At 68.2% G+C, this 17,603-nt stretch carries 19 protein-coding genes, 1 tRNA gene and 1 pseudogene; 11 read left to right on the top strand and 10 right to left on the bottom strand.

Features of this window, described 5'->3' with window-relative positions; all coding sequences use genetic code 11:
• Position 1: 1 nt before the first annotated feature.
• Complete coding sequence (locus LXN00_RS06240) at positions 2–1,141, top strand: MFS transporter (RefSeq protein WP_234506374.1); 1,140 nt, start codon at positions 2–4, stop codon at positions 1,139–1,141.
• A gap of 71 nt (positions 1,142–1,212) precedes the next feature.
• On the opposite strand, the pseudogene LXN00_RS06245 reads toward LXN00_RS06240, so the two are convergent.
• Positions 1,213–1,458: pseudogene (locus tag LXN00_RS06245) on the bottom strand (IS982 family transposase); the annotation flags it as partial.
• Positions 1,459–1,530: 72 nt separating this feature from the next.
• On the opposite strand from LXN00_RS06245, the gene LXN00_RS06250 reads away from it, so the two are divergent.
• On the top strand, positions 1,531–3,015 hold the full coding sequence (locus LXN00_RS06250; RefSeq protein ID WP_234506380.1) for a YifB family Mg chelatase-like AAA ATPase: 1,485 nt from the start codon (positions 1,531–1,533) through the stop codon (positions 3,013–3,015).
• Here LXN00_RS06250 and mgsA read toward each other — a convergent pair.
• Positions 3,012–3,392 carry a methylglyoxal synthase gene (gene mgsA / locus LXN00_RS06255; RefSeq protein ID WP_234506383.1) on the bottom strand — a complete coding sequence of 127 codons (381 nt, stop codon included), beginning with the start codon at positions 3,390–3,392 and terminating at the stop codon, positions 3,012–3,014. The two genes, LXN00_RS06250 and mgsA, sit on opposite strands and share 4 nt — an antisense overlap.
• Positions 3,393–3,414: 22 nt before the next feature.
• Between mgsA and LXN00_RS06260 the strand changes: the two genes are divergently transcribed.
• Genes LXN00_RS06260 through LXN00_RS06280 form a run of 5 tightly spaced genes read left to right on the top strand, consistent with a single transcriptional unit; the run spans position 3,415 to position 7,028 of the window.
• Positions 3,415–3,735, top strand: a complete 321-nt coding sequence (locus LXN00_RS06260) for a nucleotide pyrophosphohydrolase (RefSeq protein ID WP_234506385.1) — start codon at positions 3,415–3,417, stop codon at positions 3,733–3,735.
• Entirely contained in the window at positions 3,732–4,316 is a 585-nt protein-coding gene (locus LXN00_RS06265; protein ID WP_234506389.1) for an MBL fold metallo-hydrolase, read from the top strand. The genes LXN00_RS06260 and LXN00_RS06265 overlap by 4 nt, the downstream gene beginning before the upstream one ends.
• A gap of 4 nt (positions 4,317–4,320) precedes the next feature.
• Positions 4,321–5,223: an ABC transporter ATP-binding protein gene (locus LXN00_RS06270; protein WP_234506392.1), complete on the top strand. Its 903-nt coding sequence runs from the start codon at positions 4,321–4,323 to the stop codon at positions 5,221–5,223.
• The gene (locus LXN00_RS06275) at positions 5,216–5,968 is read left to right on the top strand and encodes an ABC transporter permease (protein WP_234506396.1); all 753 of its coding nucleotides are present in this window, start codon (positions 5,216–5,218) and stop codon (positions 5,966–5,968) included. Before LXN00_RS06270 ends, LXN00_RS06275 begins: the two co-directional genes overlap by 8 nt.
• Positions 5,958–7,028 (top strand): YbfB/YjiJ family MFS transporter, encoded by a 1,071-nt coding sequence (locus LXN00_RS06280; RefSeq protein ID WP_234506399.1) that lies wholly within the window; start codon positions 5,958–5,960, stop codon positions 7,026–7,028. Before LXN00_RS06275 ends, LXN00_RS06280 begins: the two co-directional genes overlap by 11 nt.
• Here the strand turns inward: LXN00_RS06280 and LXN00_RS06285 are convergent.
• Entirely contained in the window at positions 7,016–8,551 is a 1,536-nt protein-coding gene (locus LXN00_RS06285) for a carboxypeptidase M32 (protein ID WP_234506400.1), read from the bottom strand. The two genes, LXN00_RS06280 and LXN00_RS06285, sit on opposite strands and share 13 nt — an antisense overlap.
• A 79-nt stretch (positions 8,552–8,630) precedes the next feature.
• Here LXN00_RS06285 and LXN00_RS06290 point away from each other — a divergent pair, with 79 nt between their 5' ends.
• Both LXN00_RS06290 and LXN00_RS06295 read left to right on the top strand, forming a co-directional pair.
• The gene (locus LXN00_RS06290; RefSeq protein WP_234506403.1) at positions 8,631–9,701 is read left to right on the top strand and encodes a prepilin peptidase; all 1,071 of its coding nucleotides are present in this window, start codon (positions 8,631–8,633) and stop codon (positions 9,699–9,701) included.
• Between the two features lie 61 nt (positions 9,702–9,762).
• Positions 9,763–10,683: a nitroreductase family protein gene (locus tag LXN00_RS06295; RefSeq protein ID WP_234506406.1), complete on the top strand. Its 921-nt coding sequence runs from the start codon at positions 9,763–9,765 to the stop codon at positions 10,681–10,683.
• Here LXN00_RS06295 and LXN00_RS06300 read toward each other — a convergent pair.
• On the bottom strand, positions 10,680–11,477 hold the full coding sequence (locus LXN00_RS06300) for a C40 family peptidase (protein WP_234506408.1): 798 nt from the start codon (positions 11,475–11,477) through the stop codon (positions 10,680–10,682). The genes LXN00_RS06295 and LXN00_RS06300 overlap by 4 nt on opposite strands.
• 66 nt (positions 11,478–11,543) lie before the next feature.
• Here LXN00_RS06300 and LXN00_RS06305 point away from each other — a divergent pair.
• Both LXN00_RS06305 and LXN00_RS06310 read left to right on the top strand, forming a co-directional pair.
• Positions 11,544–11,619, top strand: a tRNA-Trp gene (locus LXN00_RS06305).
• 36 nt (positions 11,620–11,655) lie between these two features.
• A complete protein-coding gene (locus LXN00_RS06310; protein WP_234506412.1) occupies positions 11,656–12,354 on the top strand; it encodes an FAD-dependent oxidoreductase in 699 nt (232 codons plus the stop codon).
• Here the strand turns inward: LXN00_RS06310 and LXN00_RS06315 are convergent.
• Genes LXN00_RS06315 through LXN00_RS06340 form a run of 6 tightly spaced genes read right to left on the bottom strand, consistent with a single transcriptional unit; the run spans position 12,247 to position 17,599 of the window.
• A complete protein-coding gene (locus tag LXN00_RS06315; protein WP_234506414.1) occupies positions 12,247–13,245 on the bottom strand; it encodes an A/G-specific adenine glycosylase in 999 nt (332 codons plus the stop codon). The genes LXN00_RS06310 and LXN00_RS06315 overlap by 108 nt on opposite strands.
• Positions 13,242–13,667: a CoA-binding protein gene (locus LXN00_RS06320; RefSeq protein ID WP_234506419.1), complete on the bottom strand. Its 426-nt coding sequence runs from the start codon at positions 13,665–13,667 to the stop codon at positions 13,242–13,244. Before LXN00_RS06320 ends, LXN00_RS06315 begins: the two co-directional genes overlap by 4 nt.
• On the bottom strand, positions 13,667–14,317 hold the full coding sequence (locus tag LXN00_RS06325) for a nuclease-related domain-containing protein (protein WP_234506421.1): 651 nt from the start codon (positions 14,315–14,317) through the stop codon (positions 13,667–13,669). Before LXN00_RS06325 ends, LXN00_RS06320 begins: the two co-directional genes overlap by 1 nt.
• Before the next feature lie 2 nt (positions 14,318–14,319).
• On the bottom strand, positions 14,320–15,165 hold the full coding sequence (locus tag LXN00_RS06330; RefSeq protein ID WP_234506424.1) for an NAD+ synthase: 846 nt from the start codon (positions 15,163–15,165) through the stop codon (positions 14,320–14,322).
• Complete coding sequence (locus LXN00_RS06335; RefSeq protein WP_234506427.1) at positions 15,152–16,027, bottom strand: nitrilase-related carbon-nitrogen hydrolase; 876 nt, start codon at positions 16,025–16,027, stop codon at positions 15,152–15,154. The genes LXN00_RS06330 and LXN00_RS06335 overlap by 14 nt, the downstream gene beginning before the upstream one ends.
• Before the next feature lie 9 nt (positions 16,028–16,036).
• Positions 16,037–17,599 (bottom strand): 1,4-alpha-glucan branching protein, encoded by a 1,563-nt coding sequence (locus LXN00_RS06340; RefSeq protein ID WP_234506430.1) that lies wholly within the window; start codon positions 17,597–17,599, stop codon positions 16,037–16,039.
• Between the last annotated feature and the right edge of the window lie 4 nt (positions 17,600–17,603).

Genomic DNA, 17,603 nt, shown 5'->3' on the forward strand with positions numbered 1-17,603 from the left:
TATGGCTCTACGGGTGTTTTTTCTCTTCACCTTGGGCTACTTCCTCTCCTACTTCTACCGCTCGGCCAACGCCGTGCTTTCCAAGGACCTCTCCCAGGACCTGGGGCTTGGACCGGCGGAGCTCGGCTTCATGACGAGCCTCTTCTACCTGGCCTTCGCCGCCGTGCAACTCCCCTTGGGAGGGTTCTTGGACCGGATGGGGCCCCGGGTGGTGACCCCGGCCCTCCTCCTGGTGGCGGCTCTGGGGAGCGTGGTCTTCGCCCTGGCGCCGAGCTTTCCCGTCTTGGCCCTAGGCCGGGCCCTCATCGGGGTGGGCATGGCGGCGGCCCTCATGGGGGCCCTAAAAGCCTTTAGCCTCTGGTTTCCCAAGAACTACGCCACGGTGTCCACGCTTCTCGTGGGCCTTGGGGCCACGGGCGGGCTTCTGGCGGCCACGCCCCTGGCCCTCCTCAAGGAGGTGTTGGGCTGGCGGGGGGTCTTCCTCTTGGGGGCCTTGGGAGTGGTTTTGGTGGCCCTCGCCATCTACCTGGGGGTGCGGAACACCCCCCCGGGCATTGCCTGGCCCAAGGCCGGAGGAGCGGGCGGGCTTCGGGAGGTCTGGGGGAACGGAAGGCTTCTAAGGGTGGCCTTCCTGGCCCTGGCCTTCGCCGGGAGCTTCCTCGCCCTCCAGACCCTTTGGGCGGGGGCTTACGGCTACCACCTGGGGCTTTCGGCGGTGGCGGTGGGCAACCTCCTTTTCCTCTACTCGGGGATGGCGGTCTTGGGGTTTTTGGTTTCCGGATACCTGGCGGACCGCTTCGGCACGGCAAGGGTACTTTTCCTTTCCGCCTTGGCCTTCGCCCTGGGCCTCCTCCTCCTTCTCCTAAAGCTCCTCGTCCCCGCCTACGCCCTCCTGGGCTTTTTCGGGGCCTTCAACATCCTCACCCTCACCCAGGCCCGGGAACTGGTGCCAAGCCACCTGGTGGGGCGGGGCACCACCTTGGTGAACCTCTTCGGCATCGGCGGCACCTTCCTCCTGCAGTGGGGGGTGGGGGTGGTGGTGGGAAGCCTGGGGTACACGTGGGCCTTTGGGGGGCTTCTCCTTTTGCTCCTTTTGGCCCTGGGGCTTTACCTGCCCCTGCTTCAGAGGTCCTCTGGGTGAAAGAGGGGGCGCTGGAGTTCGGCCACCCGGTCAGGCCAGTCGGGCCGGATGGGTGGGAGCTTTGCAGGGAGCAGGAGGAGGGGGGAGAGGGCGTGGAGCCTGCGGTGGAAGCGGCTTGGGGAGGGGATGTGGCTGAAGCGCTTCAGGTCTTTGGCGAGGGCCAGGGCTTTGTTGTGCTTGCCTCCCCGTTCCATGGCGGCCAAGCTGGCCAGGGTGAGGATGGCGGATGCGGGGGTCTTGGCTTGGGGGTCATCCCGGTGGCCCAGGGCTTGGAGGGCATCGTCTATGCAGAGGGCCGGTATGATGCGCGAAAGCATACCGGCCGCTATGGTTTCAAAGCCGGGGATAGGTGGCAACTTGGGTTAACAAACCCCTGTTAAACTCCTTACATGCTAGCCCAGGTGCGAAGCTACACCCTTTTCGGCCTGGACGCAGTTCCCGTGACCGTGGAGGTGGATGTTAGCCCCGGGCTTCCCTCCTACGCCCTGGTGGGCCTTCCGGACAAGGCGGTGGAGGAGAGCCGGGAAAGGGTCCGGGCCGCCCTAAAAAACGCTGGCTTCCCCTACCCCCAGGCCCGGGTGGTGGTGAACCTGGCCCCGGCGGAGCTCAAGAAGGAGGGGAGCCACTTTGACCTTCCCATCGCCCTGGGGCTTTTGGCGGCGCAAGGGGTGGTGCCCCTCGAGGCCCTGGCGGGCCTCGCCGTGGCGGGGGAACTGGGGCTGGACGGGACGCTCCGCCCCGTGCCGGGGGCGGTGAACCTGGCCCTGGGCGCCCTGGCGGAGGGGAAGGCCCTCCTCCTCCCCAAGGAAAGCGCCAAGGAAGCGGCCCTGGTGGAGGGCGTGGTGGCCCTGGGGACGGAGACCTTGGCCGAGGCCGTGGCCCACCTAAAGGGGGAGGAAGCCCTTTCCCCCCTGGCGCCCAAAGACCCCCTGGAGGCCCTAGAGGTCCTGGATCTCAGGGACGTGAAGGGCCAGGCCAAGGCCAAACGGGCCCTGGAGATCGCCGCCGCCGGGTACCACCACCTCCTCATGGTGGGAAGCCCGGGCTCGGGGAAGACCATGCTGGCGAGGCGCCTTCCTTTCCTCCTCCCTCCCCTCCCCCGGGAGGCCGCCCTCGAGGTCACCCGCATCCACTCCGCCGCCGGCAAACCCGTCAAGGGCCTCCTCCGCACGCCCCCCTTCCGCGCCCCCCACCACACGGTGAGCTACGCCGGGCTCATCGGGGGCGGGGCCATCCCCAAGCCAGGGGAGGTTTCCCTGGCCCACCGGGGCGTGCTCTTTTTGGACGAGTTTCCCGAGTTCTCCCGGGACGCCCTCGAGGCCCTCCGCCAACCCCTGGAGGACGGGGTGGTCACCGTGGCCCGGGCCCGGGCAAGCCTCACCTTCCCCGCCCGCTTCCTCCTGGTGGCCGCCATGAACCCCTGCCCCTGCGGCTGGTACGGGGACCCGGAAAGGCCCTGTACCTGCACCCCCTCCGCCCGGCAACGCTACGCCGGCAGGATCTCCGGACCCCTCTTGGACCGCTTTGACCTGGTGGTGGAGGTCCCCCGCCTCACCCCCCTAGAGCTCGCCCGCGCCCCCGAAGGGGAAAGCACCGAGGCCGTGCGGGAAAGGGTCTATAGGGCCCGGGAAAGGATGCTCGCCCGCCAGGGAAGGCCCAACGGGGAACTCGCCGGCAAGGCCCTGCGGGAGCAGGTGCGCCTCACCCCCGGCGCCGAGGCCCTTCTGCAATCCGCCGCCAAGAAGATGCTCCTTTCCGCAAGGAGCTACGACCGCCTCTTGCGGGTAGCCCGCACCATCGCCGACCTCATGGGGGCGGAACGGGTGGAGGAGGCCCACGTGGCCGAGGCCTTGGCCTACCGCAAGAGCCTCTAGCCCCCCACCAGGGTCCGAAGCCAGGGGATGAGGGCCTCCGCCGCCGTGGGGTTGGTGGCGAGGGGCACCCCGTGCACGTCGCAGACACGCAGGAGGGCCTGGACATCGGGCTCGTGGGGCTGGGCGGTGAGGGGGTCGCGGAAGAAGAAAACCGCCAGGATCCGCCCTTCCGCCACCCGGGCCCCCATCTGCTGGTCCCCACCCAGGGGCCCGGAAAGGAGCTTTTCCACCTTAAGCCCCGTGGCCTCCTCTATCCGCCTGCCCGTGGTGCCCGTGGCCACCAGGGCAAAGCGGGCGAGGAGCTCCCGGTGCCTCCGGCAGAAGGCCACCATCTCCTCCTTCTTGGCATCGTGGGCGATGAGGGCAAGGGCCCGCATGGGGGCATTGTACGCTTGGGGCATGGAGCCCCTCACCTTCAAGGAGGCGCAACGCCAGGTGGACGCCTGGATCTCCCAGTTCAAGGAGGGCTACTTCCCGCCCCTCCTCATGCTCGCCCGCCTGGCGGAGGAGCTTGGGGAGGTAGCCCGGGTCCTGGCCCACCGCCACGGCAAGAAGCCCAAGCCGGGAGAGGCGGAAGGGGATTTGGCGGAGGAATTGGCCGACCTCCTTTTCGTCCTCATCTCCTTGGCCAACCGGGAAGGGATTGACCTGGAGGAGGCCTTCCGCAAGGCCATGGAGAAGTACCAAAAGCGGGACGCCGAGCGCTGGAGCCGTCCGTGAGCGACATTCCCGTCTTGGACGTGGGCTACCGCTCCACCCATTACTGGCTCATCGGCCAAGGACCGGTCCGCCTTTTGGTGGACCTGGGCTGGCCTGGCACCTTCGGCGCCCTAAAAGTGGCGCTAAGACGGGTGGGCGTAGACCTAAAGGAGGTGCGCTTCGGCCTCGCCACCCACTACCACATAGACCACGCAGGCCTGGCCCAGGAGCTCAAGGAAGCGGGGATGACCCTTTTGGTCATGGAAAGCCAGGTGGAAGCCATTCCCCTCATGAAGCGCTTCGCCAAACCCCAGGACCGCTACCGCGCGATCCAGCCTGCGGGCAACCGCCTGCTCTCCTTCGCCGAAAGCCGGGCTTTCCTGGCCTCCTTGGGCATCCCGGGGGAGATTCTCCCCACCCCAGGGCACACGGACCACTGCGTTTCCCTTTTGCTGGACGACGGCCGGGCCTTCACCGGGGACCTGCCTCCGGAGGAAGGGGCTTGGAACAACCCCTCGGCTTTACAAAGCTGGGCCTCCCTCCGGGCCAAGGGCGCCCGCCTCGTTTACCCGGGCCACGGGCCGGTGCGCCCTTTAGACTAGGGCCATGGAACCCCTCCTCCAGGCCCGGGGGCTCGTGAAGCGCTTCGGGTCCCTAACCGCAGTGCACCACGTAAGCCTCGCCCTGCGCCCCGGAGAGGTCCTGGCCTTCTTGGGCAAAAACGGGGCCGGCAAGACCACCACGGTGAAGATGCTGGCAAGCCTCCTCCTACCCGATGCGGGGGAGGTGCGCCTTTTGGGGCAAGACCCCTTCCAGAACCCTTGGGCCCTCCGCCACCTGGGGGCGGTGCTGGAGGGAAACCGCAACGTCTACTGGCGGCTTACGCCCTTGGAGAACCTGGTCTATTTCGGCGTGGCCCGGGGGCTTCGGCTTGGAGCCGCCAGGAAGCGGGCCTTGGCCCTTTTGGAGGAGTACGGCCTTTTGGAAAAGGCCCACACCGAGGTGCGCCACCTCTCCCGGGGCATGCAACAGAAGCTCGCCCTCCTCCAGGCCCTCATCCACGACCCGGAGGTGCTCCTTTTGGACGAACCCACCCTGGGCCTGGACGTGGAAACCGCCCTTTTGGTGCGGGCAAAGGTTCGCGCCCTTGCCCAAAGCGGCAAGGCCATCCTCCTCACCACCCACCAGCTGGAGGTGGCCGAGGCCCTGGCGGACCGCATCGCCATCATCCACCGGGGGGAGGTGGTGCTGGAGGAGGAAAAGGACGCCCTCCTCGCCCGCTTCGCCGGGGACCACTACGTGCTGGAGGTGGAAGCCCCCCTCCCAGAGGCCGTGCTCGCAAGGCTTCGGGCCTTGGGGGTGGAAGGGGAGGGGCCTTTCCTCTTCCGGGGGGATGGAAAGGCCCTTTGGGCCGTGCTGGACGTCCTAAAGCCCCTCCCCCTAAAGCGCGTGGCCAAGGCGGAAGCGGACCTCTTGGAGGTCTTCTTAAAGGTGGTGGGCCATGCTTGAACTTTTCCTGGCCGAGTTTTGGCGAAGCCTCCTCTACCTCCGCCGCTATCCTTTGGAGCTTTTGGGGGCGGTGGTCACCCTGAGCCTCATCTTCTACCTCCTCTTCCTGGGCGCCCGCTTCCTGGCGGGACCGGGGGCGGAGTTCGGGGGAAGGCTGGAAGCGGTCCTGGTGGGCTACCTCCTTTGGACCTTTGCCCTATCCGCTTACAACGGCCTTTCCTTCGGCCTCATGGAGGAAGCTCAGACGGGCACCCTGGAGCAGGTCTTCCTCACCCCCTATGGCCCCATCCCCCTCTTTCTGGTGCGGAACTTGGCGGGACTCCTTTCCCAGGGGCTCTTGGTCTTCCTCATCGCCCTGGTGCTCATGGCCCTCACCGGGGCCCGCCTGGCCTTCGCCCCTGGGGTGGTCCTCCCCTTCCTGGCGGTGCTTTTGGGCGGCTATGGCCTAGGCTTCGCCATGGGTAGCCTTGCCCTCCTCTACAAACGGGTGGGCCAGCTTCTGGGGCTTTCCCAGTTCCTCCTCCTCTTCCTCCTCCAGGCTCCGGGCAAGGGGCTTTTCGCCCTCCTGCCCTTGGCCCCGGGGGCGGCCCTGGCCCGGGGGATGCTGGCGGAGGGCGCGCCCTTGGACCCCGGGGCCTTAGGCCTTGCCTTTCTCAACGGGCTCGCCTATTTGGGCTTGGGCGTCCTCCTCTTCCAGGGGGCGGTGCGCCGGGCCAAGCGGCTTGGGCTTCTCCATGGCTACTAAAGCCCTCCTCCTCGCCCTGGGGCCAGGGGTGGCCCTGGGCCTTGGGCGCTTCGCTTACGCTTTGGTCCTCCCCCTCATGCAGGCCGCCTGGGGGCTTTCCTACGCCCAGGGGGGGCTTTTGGGTAGCGCCAACACCTTGGGCTACTTCCTGGGGGCCCTCTTTAGCCACCGCCTTCTGGCATGGCTCGGCTACCGAAGGGGGTTTTTCCTGGCTCTCCTCCTTCAAGGAGGGGTCCTTGCCCTCACCGGGGCGGGGGGCTACACCTGGGCCTTTGGCCTGAGGCTTCTCCAGGGCGCGCTCGGGGCTCTGGTCTTCGTGGGCGGGGCTGCCCTGCTCATGGCCCTTGGGGGTACGGGCCGGGCCTTGGGCGCCTACTACGGCGGGGTGGGCCTTGGCATCCTCCTCGCCCCTTGGCTCCTCCTGGGGGCGGACACGCCGGAAGGGGCCTTCGGGCGGCTTGGCCTTGGGGGCTTTCTCCTCTCCCTAGCCCCCCTCGCCGCCTGGGGAGCGCTCAAGGAACCCCCGCCCCCCGCCCGGGGGGAGGGAAGCCTCAGGCCCATCCTCCCCCTCCTCCTGGCCTACGGCCTTTACGGGGCGGGGTACATCGGCTACATGACCTTCGTGACCACGGCGGTGGGGGACTGGACCCTGCTATTCACCCTCCTCGGCCTGGGGGCCCTCCTCACGGGGGTGGTCTGGGGCCCCTGGGTGGAGCGGGTGGGGGGGAGGCGGGGGCTATTCCACGTACTCCTGGTGCTCTTTCTGGGAAGCTTACCCCCCTTGGCCCAAGGGCTTCCCGGGCTTAGCGCCTTCCTCTTTGGCCTCTCCTTCCTGGGGGTCATCACCGCCATCACCCAGGCCTTCCGCGCCCTCCTCCCCCCTTCCGCCTGGCCTAGGGCCATGGGGCTTTCCACGGCAGCCTTCGCCCTGGGCCAAGCCTTAGGCCCGGCCCTGGCGGGCCTGGGGGCCGAGGCCCTGGGCCGGGGAGAGGGGGCCTTGTGGGTGGCAAGCGGCCTCCTGGCCTTCGCCCTCCTCCCCGCCTGGCCTCAGAGGCCGTAAAGGGCGCTGAACTTGCGCTCCAGGTAGGCGAGGAAGGGCTTGGCGCTTGGGGCCTCCCCGGTCACCCGCTCCACCAGGGCCTTGGGGCGGAGGCGGCTCCCCTCGGCGTGGATCTTGGCCCGGCTCCAGTCCAAAAAGGGGCGGAACTCCCCCCGGGCGAAGAAGGGCTCCAAGGCCCCAAGCTCCGCCTCCGCCTTCTTGAAGAACTGGGCGGCGTAGAGGTTGCCCAGGGTGTAGGTGGGGAAGTAGCCGAAAAGCCCCCCGGACCAGTGGACGTCCTGCATGACCCCGTCCTTGTAGTCCTTGGGCGCTACCCCAAGGTAGGCCCGGTACTTCTCCGCCCAGGCCTCGGAGAGGTCTTCCAGGGCGAGCTCGCCCCGGAAGAGGGCCACCTCGAGCTCCAGGCGCACCAGGATGTGGAGGTTGTAGGTGACCTCGTCCGCCTCCACCCGGATCAGGGAGGGCTCCACGGCGTTCACGGCGAAGTGGAACTCCTCCAGGTGCACGTCGGCGAGGCTGGGGAAGACCTCCTTCGCCCGGGGGAAGAAGCGCTCCCAAAAGCCCCGGGAGCGGCCCACCAGGTTCTCCCAGGTGCGGCTTTGCGACTCGTGCACCCCCAAGGAGACCGCCTCCCCCCTGGGGGTGCCCCAGTGCTCCTTGGGCAGGCCCTGCTCGTAGAGGGCGTGGCCCATCTCGTGCAGGGTGCCGAAGATGCCGGCGTTGAAGAAGTCCTCAAAGTACCGGGTGGTGATGCGCACGTCCCCGGGGCCGATGGAGATCTCAAAGGGGTGGGCCGTGGGGTCCAGGCGGCCGGCCTCGAGGTCATACCCGCACGCCTGAAGAAGCTCCAGGGCAAAGGCCCGCTGGGCCTCCTTGGGGTAATGGCGGTGGAGGACCTCCGTCCTGGGCCGCTTGGGGCTACCCTGGATTTGGTCCAGAAGCTTCTTCAATCCCTCCCTGAGCTCGGCGAAGAGGGGCAAAAGCTCCGCCACGCGCATCCCCGGCTCGTACCCGTCCAAAAGGGCGTCGTAGACCTCCCCGTAGGGCGGGTCCCCAGGAGCGGGGGGAAGGCTATAGAGGATCTTTGCCTTCTCCTGGGTGAGGGAGAAAACCCGCTTCAGATACGGGAGGAAACCTTGCCAATCGTTGCGGGGCCTCGCCTCTTCCCAGAAGCTTTCGCTCTCGCTTTCCGCCTGGGCAAGCTCCACGGCAAGCCTTTCGGGAATGGCCCGGGTCCTCTCGTAGGCCTGGCGCCACTCCCGCACGTTCACCGCCGCATCCGAATAGGGGTCCTGCACCAGGCTAGAACCCTCCACCTTCTCCAGCCACTCCCCGATCCGGGGGTCGGTCATGCGCTGGTGGAGGAGCCGGGCCAGGGCGGCCATCTGCCTTGCCCGGTGCTCGTGCCCCTTCTTGGGGATCATGGTGCGTTGGTCCCAGGCGGCCAAGGCCCCTAAGGAGGCCAGGTAGGCGGTTTCCCTTTGGAACTCCAAGAGGTTTTGGTAAGCGGTTTCCGGCGTCACGGAAGCATCCTACACCCGGGCCGTGAAAGCTTGGCAAAAGGCCTTTCGCCCCCCACCCCAGGGTGCGTAGAATGCCCCCATGTGGCCCCTCTTCGCCCTGGTCTTAGGCCTCGTGGTGGGCTCATTCCTCAACGTGGTCATCCACCGCCTGCCCAAAGGGGAGTCCATCGCCTTCCCCCCTTCCCGTTGCCCCCATTGCGGGCATCGGCTTTCCCCCATGGACCTGGTCCCCGTCCTTTCCTACCTGGCCCTTAAGGGGCGGTGCCGCTACTGCGGCAAGCCCATAAGCCCCCGCTACCCCCTGGTGGAGGGCCTAACCGGGGGGCTTTTCCTCCTCGCCGCCCTCTTCTACCCGCCCTCGGTGGAAGCCCTTTTGGTCTTCGCCTTCTTGGGCCTCCTGGTGGCCCTTTCCTTCATTGACCTGGACACCTTTGAGCTTCCCGATGCCCTCACCTACGGCCTCCTCTTCCTGGGTCTCTTCTCCGCCTGGCTCCGCTCCTTTCCCCTTCCCTTCCGGGAAGCCCTGGACGGGGCCCTCCTGGCGGCGGGGGGGCTTGGGCTCATCGCCGGCTACGCCAACCTCTTCCTGAGGCGCTTCCAAGAGGGCCGGGCGGAGGTGCCCGTGGGCCCCCACCAGGTGCATATGGCAGCCCTTTTCGGGGCGCTTTTGGGCCCCGGGGTGGGGATGGCCCTGGCCTTCCTCACCTGGGCCCTTTCCGCCCGAACGGGGAAGCCCGTGGTCCTCCCCGACCGCCTCACCCTGCCCCTCCTGCCCCTCGCCCTCCTCCTCGCCCCCGCCCTGGACCTGGACTTCCTCCTAAGCCTTAAGGGGGCCCTCCTCGCCGCCGGGGGCCTGGCCCTGGCCGGGGGGCTTTACTGGGCCTTCCGGCCGGTGCCGGAGGGCGAGGAAGAGGAGCCCGTGGCCATGGGCTACGGGGACGTGAAGCTCCTTGGGGCCTTAGGGGCTTGGCTTGGGCCCTACGCCTTCCTGGCCCTTTTCCTTGGGGTCTTCGCCGGAGCCGTGGTGGGCCTCCTCTTCCGCCAACGCAAAATCCCCTTCGGCCCCTATTTGGCCCTTGGGGGGGTGGCGGCCTTCTTCTTTGGAGAAACCCTGTGGCGGGCCTACCTGGCTTGGCTTGGGCTCGGCTAGGGGCTTTTCGGGTGGAGGGTGGTGCGGATGGAGCTTCCCTCCAAGTAGTATCCTGGCCTCCGTGGACCTCTTGGCCGTCCTCGCCCGAAGGCGGAGCGTCCGCCGCTTCAAGCCCGAGCCCATTCCCGAGGGGGACCTAAATAAGCTCCTTTTCGCCCTGCAGCGCGCCCCCACGGACGCCAGCGCCCAGCTCTACTCCGTCATCCGGGTGAAAGATCCCGCGCTCCGGGACACCATCGCCAGGCTTTCCGGGGAGCAGGAGCACATCCGGCAGGCGGCGGAGTTCTTCGTGCTCCTGGCGGACATCCACCGCCTGGAAAGGCTTCTCGCCCACCGGGGCCAGGCCATGGCCCCTTGGCCCCGGACCGCTCTCCACTTCGCCATCCTGGATGCGGGGCTTGCTGGGGCCTACCTGGCCCTCACGGCGGAGGCCTTAGGGTATGGGGTCTGCTTCATCGGCGGGGTACTGAACGGAATAGAGGCCCTCATTGACCTCCTCAAGCTTCCCCCAGGGGTCCTGCCCGTGGCGGGGCTCGCCGTGGGCGTGCCCGACGAGGAGGGCCCGCCAAGGCCCAGGCTTCCCCGGGACCTCGTGGTCCACGAGGACCACTACCACCCCTACGCCGAGGAGGACCTGGAAAGGGCCTACCAGGCCATGGCCCCCTATAGCCGGGTGGGGGACTGGAACCGGGTGCTAAGGCGCTACTTCGCCCAAGGGGGGACCATGGAGGAGCGGGAAAGGCCCTATGGCCGGGCGGCGAGCCGCCAGGGCTTTGACCCTGACCTGCCCCAAGGCGCCCCCTTCTACTCCTTCGGGGCCCTTTTGGAGGAGGCCTTGGCCGAGGCCCGAGGGGTCCTCTTCCGCCCGGGCGAGGCCTGGCTGGAGCGGGAACAGGAAGCCTTCCGGGGCGAAGGGAGGCCAGGAGAAGCCCTCCTCACCGCCCTCAGGAAGGCGCGGGGAGAGGTACCCGACTGGCCCTAGCGCCCCCCCTCCTGGACCACCCGCCTAGCCCCCCGGTAGGCCTTCTGGTAGAAGGGGGCCTCGAGGCTCTCCACCACCACCCGGCTCCCGTAGCTACTGGCGTGGGCGAAGACCCCTCGGCCCAGGTAGATCCCCACGTGGTCCACCTCCTTGCCCCCGAAGCTAAAGAAGACCAAGTCCCCCGGGCGCAGGGTGTCCACGGGGTAAAAGGCTTGGTACTGCTCTTTCGTGGTCCTGGGCAGGGACACGCCCAGCTCGGCGTACACCTGGGCCACGAAGGCGGAGCAGTCCAGGGCCAAGGGGGAGTTCGCCCCGTACTTGTAGGGCACCCCCAGGTAGCGGAATACCACCCGAAGGAGGGGGCTTTCGGGGTCCCAGTCCTCTTCGCCTCCCCCTTCCCCTTGGGTATCCCCCGTCCCCTGGGCGGGCGGGACCTCCTCCGCTTTGGCGGGAAGCCTAAGCACCTGGCCCACCTTGAGCTCGGGGGAGGCGAGGCCGTTCAAGCGCATGAGTTCCTCCACCGTGGTCCCATACCGCCGGGCAAGGGAGAAAAGGGTGTCCCCCGGGGCCACGGTGTGGGTCGGGGAAGGGGGGCTTTCCCCCGGCTTCACCTTCAGGACCTGGCCGGGCCGGATGAGGAAGCTCTCTAGCCCGTTCAGCCGCATGAGCTCCTCCACCGTGGTCCCGTAGCGCCGGGCGATGGAGAAGAGGGTGTCCCCGGGCGCCACCCGGTGGGTGGCCTCTTGGGCGAAGGCCAGAAGGCAAAGGGCCACGGCCACAAGGAGGCGGGGCATGGAACGATTTTACCCCACCGCCCCCTTCCCCTTGGCCGCTAGGGTGTGCTACAATCCCCAAGGCGGGGGCCGTTAGCTCAATTGGCAGAGCACCGGTCTCCAAAACCGGGGGTTGGAGGTTCGAGTCCTTCACGGCCCGCCAGCGCGCCCTCCTCTCGGAGGGCCTTTTTGTTGAGCCATGCGCCGCTATCAGGTTCTCATCGTGGGGGCGGGGTTCGCCGGGGCCGAGGCCGCCTGGCACCTGGCCCGGGCCGGGGTGGAGGTGGGCCTCCTCACCCAGAGCCTGGACTCGGTGATGATGCCCTTCCTTCCCCCAAAGCCCCCTTTTCCCCCAGAAAGCCTCCTGGAAAAGGCCTACGACCCTAAGGACGAGCGGGTCTGGGCCTTCCACGCCCGGGCCAAGTACCTCCTCGAGGCCGAACCCCGCCTCCACCTCTTCCAGGCCACGGCCACGGACCTCCTCCTGGAGGGAGGGCGGGCGGTGGGGGTGCGGACCTGGGAGGGCCCCCCGGCCCTGGCCGAGCGGGTGGTCCTCGCCGTGGGAAGCTTCCTCGGGGCCCGGCTTTTCCTGGGGGAGGTGGAGGAGGAGGCGGGAAGGCTCTCCGAGGCCAGCTACCCCGACCTCTTTGAGGCGCTTAGGGCCCTGGGCTTCCGCTTCGTGGAAAGGGAGGGCGCGGTCCCGGAAACCCCCACCACCCCCGGCTACCGGGTGCGCTACCACGCCTTCCACCCGGAGGAGTGGGAAGCGGAAACCTTCCGGCTCAAGCGCCTAGCGGGGCTCTACGCCGTGGGGCTTTGCGTCGGGGAAGGGGACTACGCCCGCATGAGCGAGGAGGGGAAGCACCTTGCCCAGCACCTTCTCCACGAGCTTGGGTAGGGGCCTCGCCTTGGGGTCCTCCCCCACCCCTTCCCAAAGGGCCCCGTAGACCTTTACCCGAAGCCGCCGGTGGGTGAGGGCGTGGCGCACCTCGGCGAGGTACCGGGGGGCCACGCCAAAGGCCTGGGCCCTAGCCCCAAGCTCCTCCTCCGGGAAAAGGGGGACCCCGTAAAGCCCCCGGAAACGCCCCGAAAGCCGCTCCAAATAGACGCCCCCTTCGCCCCAAAGGACCAAGGCGGCAAGCCGCTCCTCCGGCACTTCCCGCCGCCTCGGCCTCGGGTAGCGCTCCCAAGCCCCCTGGCCCTGGCAGAAGGCCTTTAGGGGGCAGGCGGGGCAAAGGGGTTTCCGGGGAAGGCAGACCGTGGCCCCAAGCTCCATGAGGGCCTGGTTCCACTCCCCGGGGTCCTCCCCCTCGGGGAGAAGCCCCCCCGCCAGGGCCAAGAGCTCCTTTGGGGAAGGGCTTTCCCGGGCGAAGAGGCGGGAGAGCACCCGGCGCACGTTCCCGTCCACCGCCGCCACCCGCTCCCCAAAGGCCAGGGAGGCCACCGCCGCCGCCGTGTAGGGGCCTAGGCCGGGAAGCTTCTGGAGCTCGGCGAAGCTTTTGGGAAGGGCCTCCACCGCTTGGGCCAAGCGGTGAAGGTTCTCCGCCCGGCGGTAATACCCTGCCCCCTGCCACGCCTTGAGGACCTCCTCCAAAGGCGCTTCCCGCAAGGCCTTTAGGGTGGGGAAACGGGCCAAAAAGCGGTGGTAGTAGGGGATGGCCTGGGCCACCCGGGTCTGTTGCAGGAGGACCTCGGAAACCAGGATGCGGTAGGGGTCCTTCTCCCCCCGCCAGGGCAGGGAGCGGGCGTTTTCCCGGTACCAGGCGAGGAGGACCTCCTGAAGCCTCACGGCAAGGGAATGGGGCCCCTAAAGAGGCGCTTGTGCTCCACCATGAGGCAGCGGTCCGCCACCACGGGTATGCCGGCCCCCTTCAGGGCCTCCTCAAAGGCCGGGTGGCGGATGCCGGACTGGAGCCAGACGAGGCCGGGCCTCAGGGCCAGGATTTCCTCCAGGTGCCCCATGAGGGCGGAAGGGGGGCGGAAGACGTCCAGAAGGTCCACGCCCTCCGAAAGCTCCCCTAGGCTCGCCGCCACCTTTTCCCCAAAGAGCACCTCCCCGGCGAAGCGGGGGTTTACGGGCAGGATGCGGTAGCCCCTCTCCCACAGGTACCTGGGCACGTAGTGGGCGGGGCGGGAAGGGTCCTTGTGGGCGCCCAGGACGGCGATGGTCCGGGCCTTCTCCAGGTAAGCCCGCAAGGCCGCGTCCTCCATCACTTCACCTTCCTTTCCAAAACCTGGGCTATCCTTTGCGCCTCGGCAAAGCCCAAGCGGGGGGGAAGTCCTTTGAGGTAGGGCACCGCCTCCTCGGGGCGGAGCACGGGAAGCCGGCCCACTTGGCGGCCCTCCAACTCCCCGCTCACAAAGACCAGAAGGGGCTCCACCTCCACCCCCAAAAGCTCCCGGAGCTTATGCGCCTGGCGCCAAGCCTGGCGGACGAGGTCATCCCGGCGCTCCCCCCGGATCCAAAGGCCCTTGGGGGTGGCCCGGATCTTGCCGGTATAGTTCTTGACCTCCACGTTGAAGACCCCAGGCGGTCCCACCACCACGTGGTCGGCGTTCTCCCCACCCAGGTCCACGTCATGGAAGACCCGCCAGGTGGAGGGGAGGCCGGCCAGGACCTGGCCCACACGGGCCTCCCCGAGGTAGCCCCGGGCATTGGCCACCACCGCCCGCTCCACCTCCTTGTCCTGGAGGAGTCTGGCCACCACCAGAACCGCCACGGGTAGCGCCAAAAACCCCGCCCAGGGGACCAAGAGCTTTACCAAGAGCCAGACCAAAAACCCAAAGCCCAGCAAAACCCCGGCCACCCGCCAGAGCTTTCTAGAAAGCGTCTTTCCCGCTTTGCCCACTTGGCGCGCCATGCTCAAAGCCTATAGTCCAAGGGCCTCAGGTAGAACTCCCCGATGGCCGTGGAGGAAAGGAGGGCCACGGTGGGCAGGGCCCGCTTCCAGTGGGTGCGGTTCACCCGCTCCTTCACCCGCTTTAGCTCCTCCTCGGTGTAGCCGAGGCTTAGGATGTAGGCGTCCGGGTAGCCCTTGAGGTAGTGCTCCAGGATCACGTCCGCCCGCAGGTAGCGCACCCCCAGGTCCGCCTCGTCCGTCTGGCCGGGGATGAGGTCAGCGGTGGGGGGCTTTTTCACCACCGCCTCCGGCACCCCCAGGTACTCCGCCAGGCGCCACACCTGGGTCTTGTAGAGGTCGCCCAAGGGGTTCACCGGAGGGGTGTCGTCCCCGTGCCAGGTGAAGTAGCCGAAAAGCCTTTCCGTCTTGTTGCCCGTGCCCAAGGGGAGGGCCTTGTAGGCCTCGGACTTGTCAAAGAGGACGATCATGCGGGCCCGGGCCATGACGTTCCCCTTCCGGTGGGGGGTGAGGTCGGGGGTTAGGGCGGCGTACCCCTCCACCATGGGGGTGATGTCCACCTCCTCCAGGGCCACGCCGAAGGTTGCCGCCACCAGGTAGGCGTGCTCCCGGGAAAGGGGGCTCGAGTCCCTGTGGGGCAGGAAGAGGGCGTGGACGTTCCCTGGCCCCAAGGCCCTCACCGCCAAGGCCAAGGTGGTGGCGGAGTCCACCCCTCCCGAAACCGCCACGATGGCCTTCCCGTAGCCCCGCCAGGCGAGCTCCTCCCGGAGGAAGCGGGTGAGGAAGTCCGCCACCAGGGGCCAGTTGAGCTCCAACACCTCGTGCGCCTTTGGGGCCTCAAGGAGCTTCATGCCGCCTCCCGCTTAGGACCCGGGTGAGGTCTTGGAGGAGAAGGGGAAGGCCCGCCTCGAGGTCGGAGAGGAGGGGGCTATCGTAGCGCACCGGGGGGATCCGCTCCCGGTCCAGGGCAAAGAGGAGGGCCGCCTCCTCAAAAAGGGGGGCCTCGGCCAGGATCCGCCCCTCCGGGCCCGCCACCAAGCTCCCCCCGCTCATCCCCTTCCCCGCCTCAAACCCCACCAGGCTCGCCAGGACCACGTACACCCCGTGCTCCGCCGCCACCGCCTGGGCCAGGGTCCGCCAGCGGGCCACGTTCTCCGGCCGCTCCCCTTGGAAGCCCCGGGCCGGGCTCGCCGCCGGCACGTAGATGACCTCCGCCCCGTCCAAGGCGGCGATGGTGGCGGTGACGGAGTGCCAAAAGTCCTCGCAGATGAGGATGGCCGCCCGGCCGAAGCGGGTGTTGAAGGCCTCCACCCGCCGGCCCCGGGCCAGGTAGCGCTCCTCGTCAAAAACCCCGTAGGTGGGGAGGAAGACCTTGCGGTGCACGTGGACCACCCGGTGGGGAAGCTCTAGGTAGGCGGCGCTGTTGTAGTAAGCCCCCTCGTCCCGCTCGTAAAACCCCACCACCACGTCCAAAAGCCCCTCCCACCCCACCTCCTTGTACACCTGGGAGAGGAGTTCCAATAGCTCGTACCGGGTGAGGGCGAGCTCCCGCACCCCCCCTTGCAGGAAGTACCCCGTGAGGGCGGCCTCGGGCAGGACCACCACCTCAGGGGCGTGGGGCTTTAGGAGGCGGAGGGCTTCGGCCAGACGGCCAAGGCTCTCCCGGATCCGCCCCTTTTCCGGCCGGAACTGCACGATGGCATGCCGGACCACGGCCTTATCCTACCCCTCGAGGCCCAGGTAAAGCCGATACTCGGCCTCGGGGAAGGGGTTGTCCTCTTCCTCCAAGGCCTTAAGCTCCTCCGGGGAAACCCCCTGGAGGAGGCGGAAGAACCGCTCCGCATGGGCCTTATACCGCTCCTCCGCGTACTCCCGGGCCTGGCCGGTGTCTATGAGGAAGGGCCAGTCGGAGGCCTCCAGGAGGAGGAGCTCCCGCATGGCCTGCTGCAGGACCTTTGGGGGCAAAACCCCGCGCCGCACCGCCTCCCGCATGGCCCCCTCCGCCCGGTACACCTGCCGCCAGTAGTCCAAGGTGGCCCCGTTGAGCCAGACCCGGTGGTCCCCACCCCGGCCCCAGGACCCCTCGGGCAAGGCGGTGCGGAGGGCAGGCCCCTGGACCGCCTCCTTGGCCGTCACCGCCTTCACCCCTTCTTCCCGGGCCAGAAGGCGAAGCACCTCCTCCAGCCACGCCACCCCCTCGTACCACCAGTGGCCGAAAAGCTCGGCGTCGTAGGGAGCGAGGATCACCCCTTCCGGGTGCCCCTGGGCAAGCCGCCCCACCAGGCCCACGAAGTGGGCCGCATGCTCCCGCACCTTGGCGAAGGCCGCCTCGGGGTCATAGGGGGCTTTGGCGGCGAGGTCCGCCTTGCGGTGGGTCACCCGCCAGTGGTGGAGGCCGGACAGGGGGTCCTTGCGGTGGAACTCCCGGTATAGCCCCTCCCCGGGGTAGCCATAGTCGGCGCTCCAGACCTGCAGGGCCGTCTCCTGGTTGCGGGCGAGCACCCTAAGCCCCGACTCCAGCTCGTGCACGTAAAAGGTGGCTTCCCCGCTCTCCACCGGCCCTGCGCTAGCCTCTCCGTATGGGGCAAGGGGCCTTCCCCCTTGCACCAGGTGGGCGTCCACAAAGGTGTAGCGGATCCCAGCCCGCATCAAAAGCTCGTCCACCCCGGCCCTGAGCCCCTCCGGGGGACCCTCCACCGGGGGCTTCCAAAACCCTTTGGGGCGGTAGGCCATCTCGGGCAGCCAAAACCCCGTGGGGTGCTGGGCGAAGTGGCGGCGGTGGGTGGCCACCCCGGTCTTGATCTGGGCCCAAAGGGCCTCGTCGTAGCCCAAAAGGGGCGAGTAGCCGTGGGTGGCGTTGGAGGTGATGAGCTCCACCTGGCCCCGGTCCTGGGCCCGGCGGAAGGCGGGGAGGATCTCCCCGGAAAGGGCATGGAAGTGGTCTAGGGTTAGCTCCCAAAACCCCACCTGGTGGCGGGCGCTTTTCTCCAGATCCGTGCCCTGGTAGCGGAGGTAGTCCCCTTGGGCCCTTTCCAGGCGGTCGCGGGCGTAGGCGACAAAGCCTTCCCGGATGCGGGCGTCCGCCAGTTGCTCCGCCAGAATGGGCGTGATGCCCAGGGTAAAGCGGGCCTCCACCCCTTCCTGCCAAAGCCTTTCCAAGGCCCGAAGAAGGGGCAGGTAGGTTTCGGCCATGGCCTCGTAGAGGGTCTCCTCCCCAAAGGGCCACATCCCGTGGGCCCGCACGTAGGGAAGGTGGCCGTGGAGGACCAGGGCAAAGCGCGCCATGGGC

It is taken from the genome of Thermus brockianus, assembly GCF_021462505.1.
GTDB lineage: Bacteria > Deinococcota > Deinococci > Deinococcales > Thermaceae > Thermus > Thermus hydrothermalis.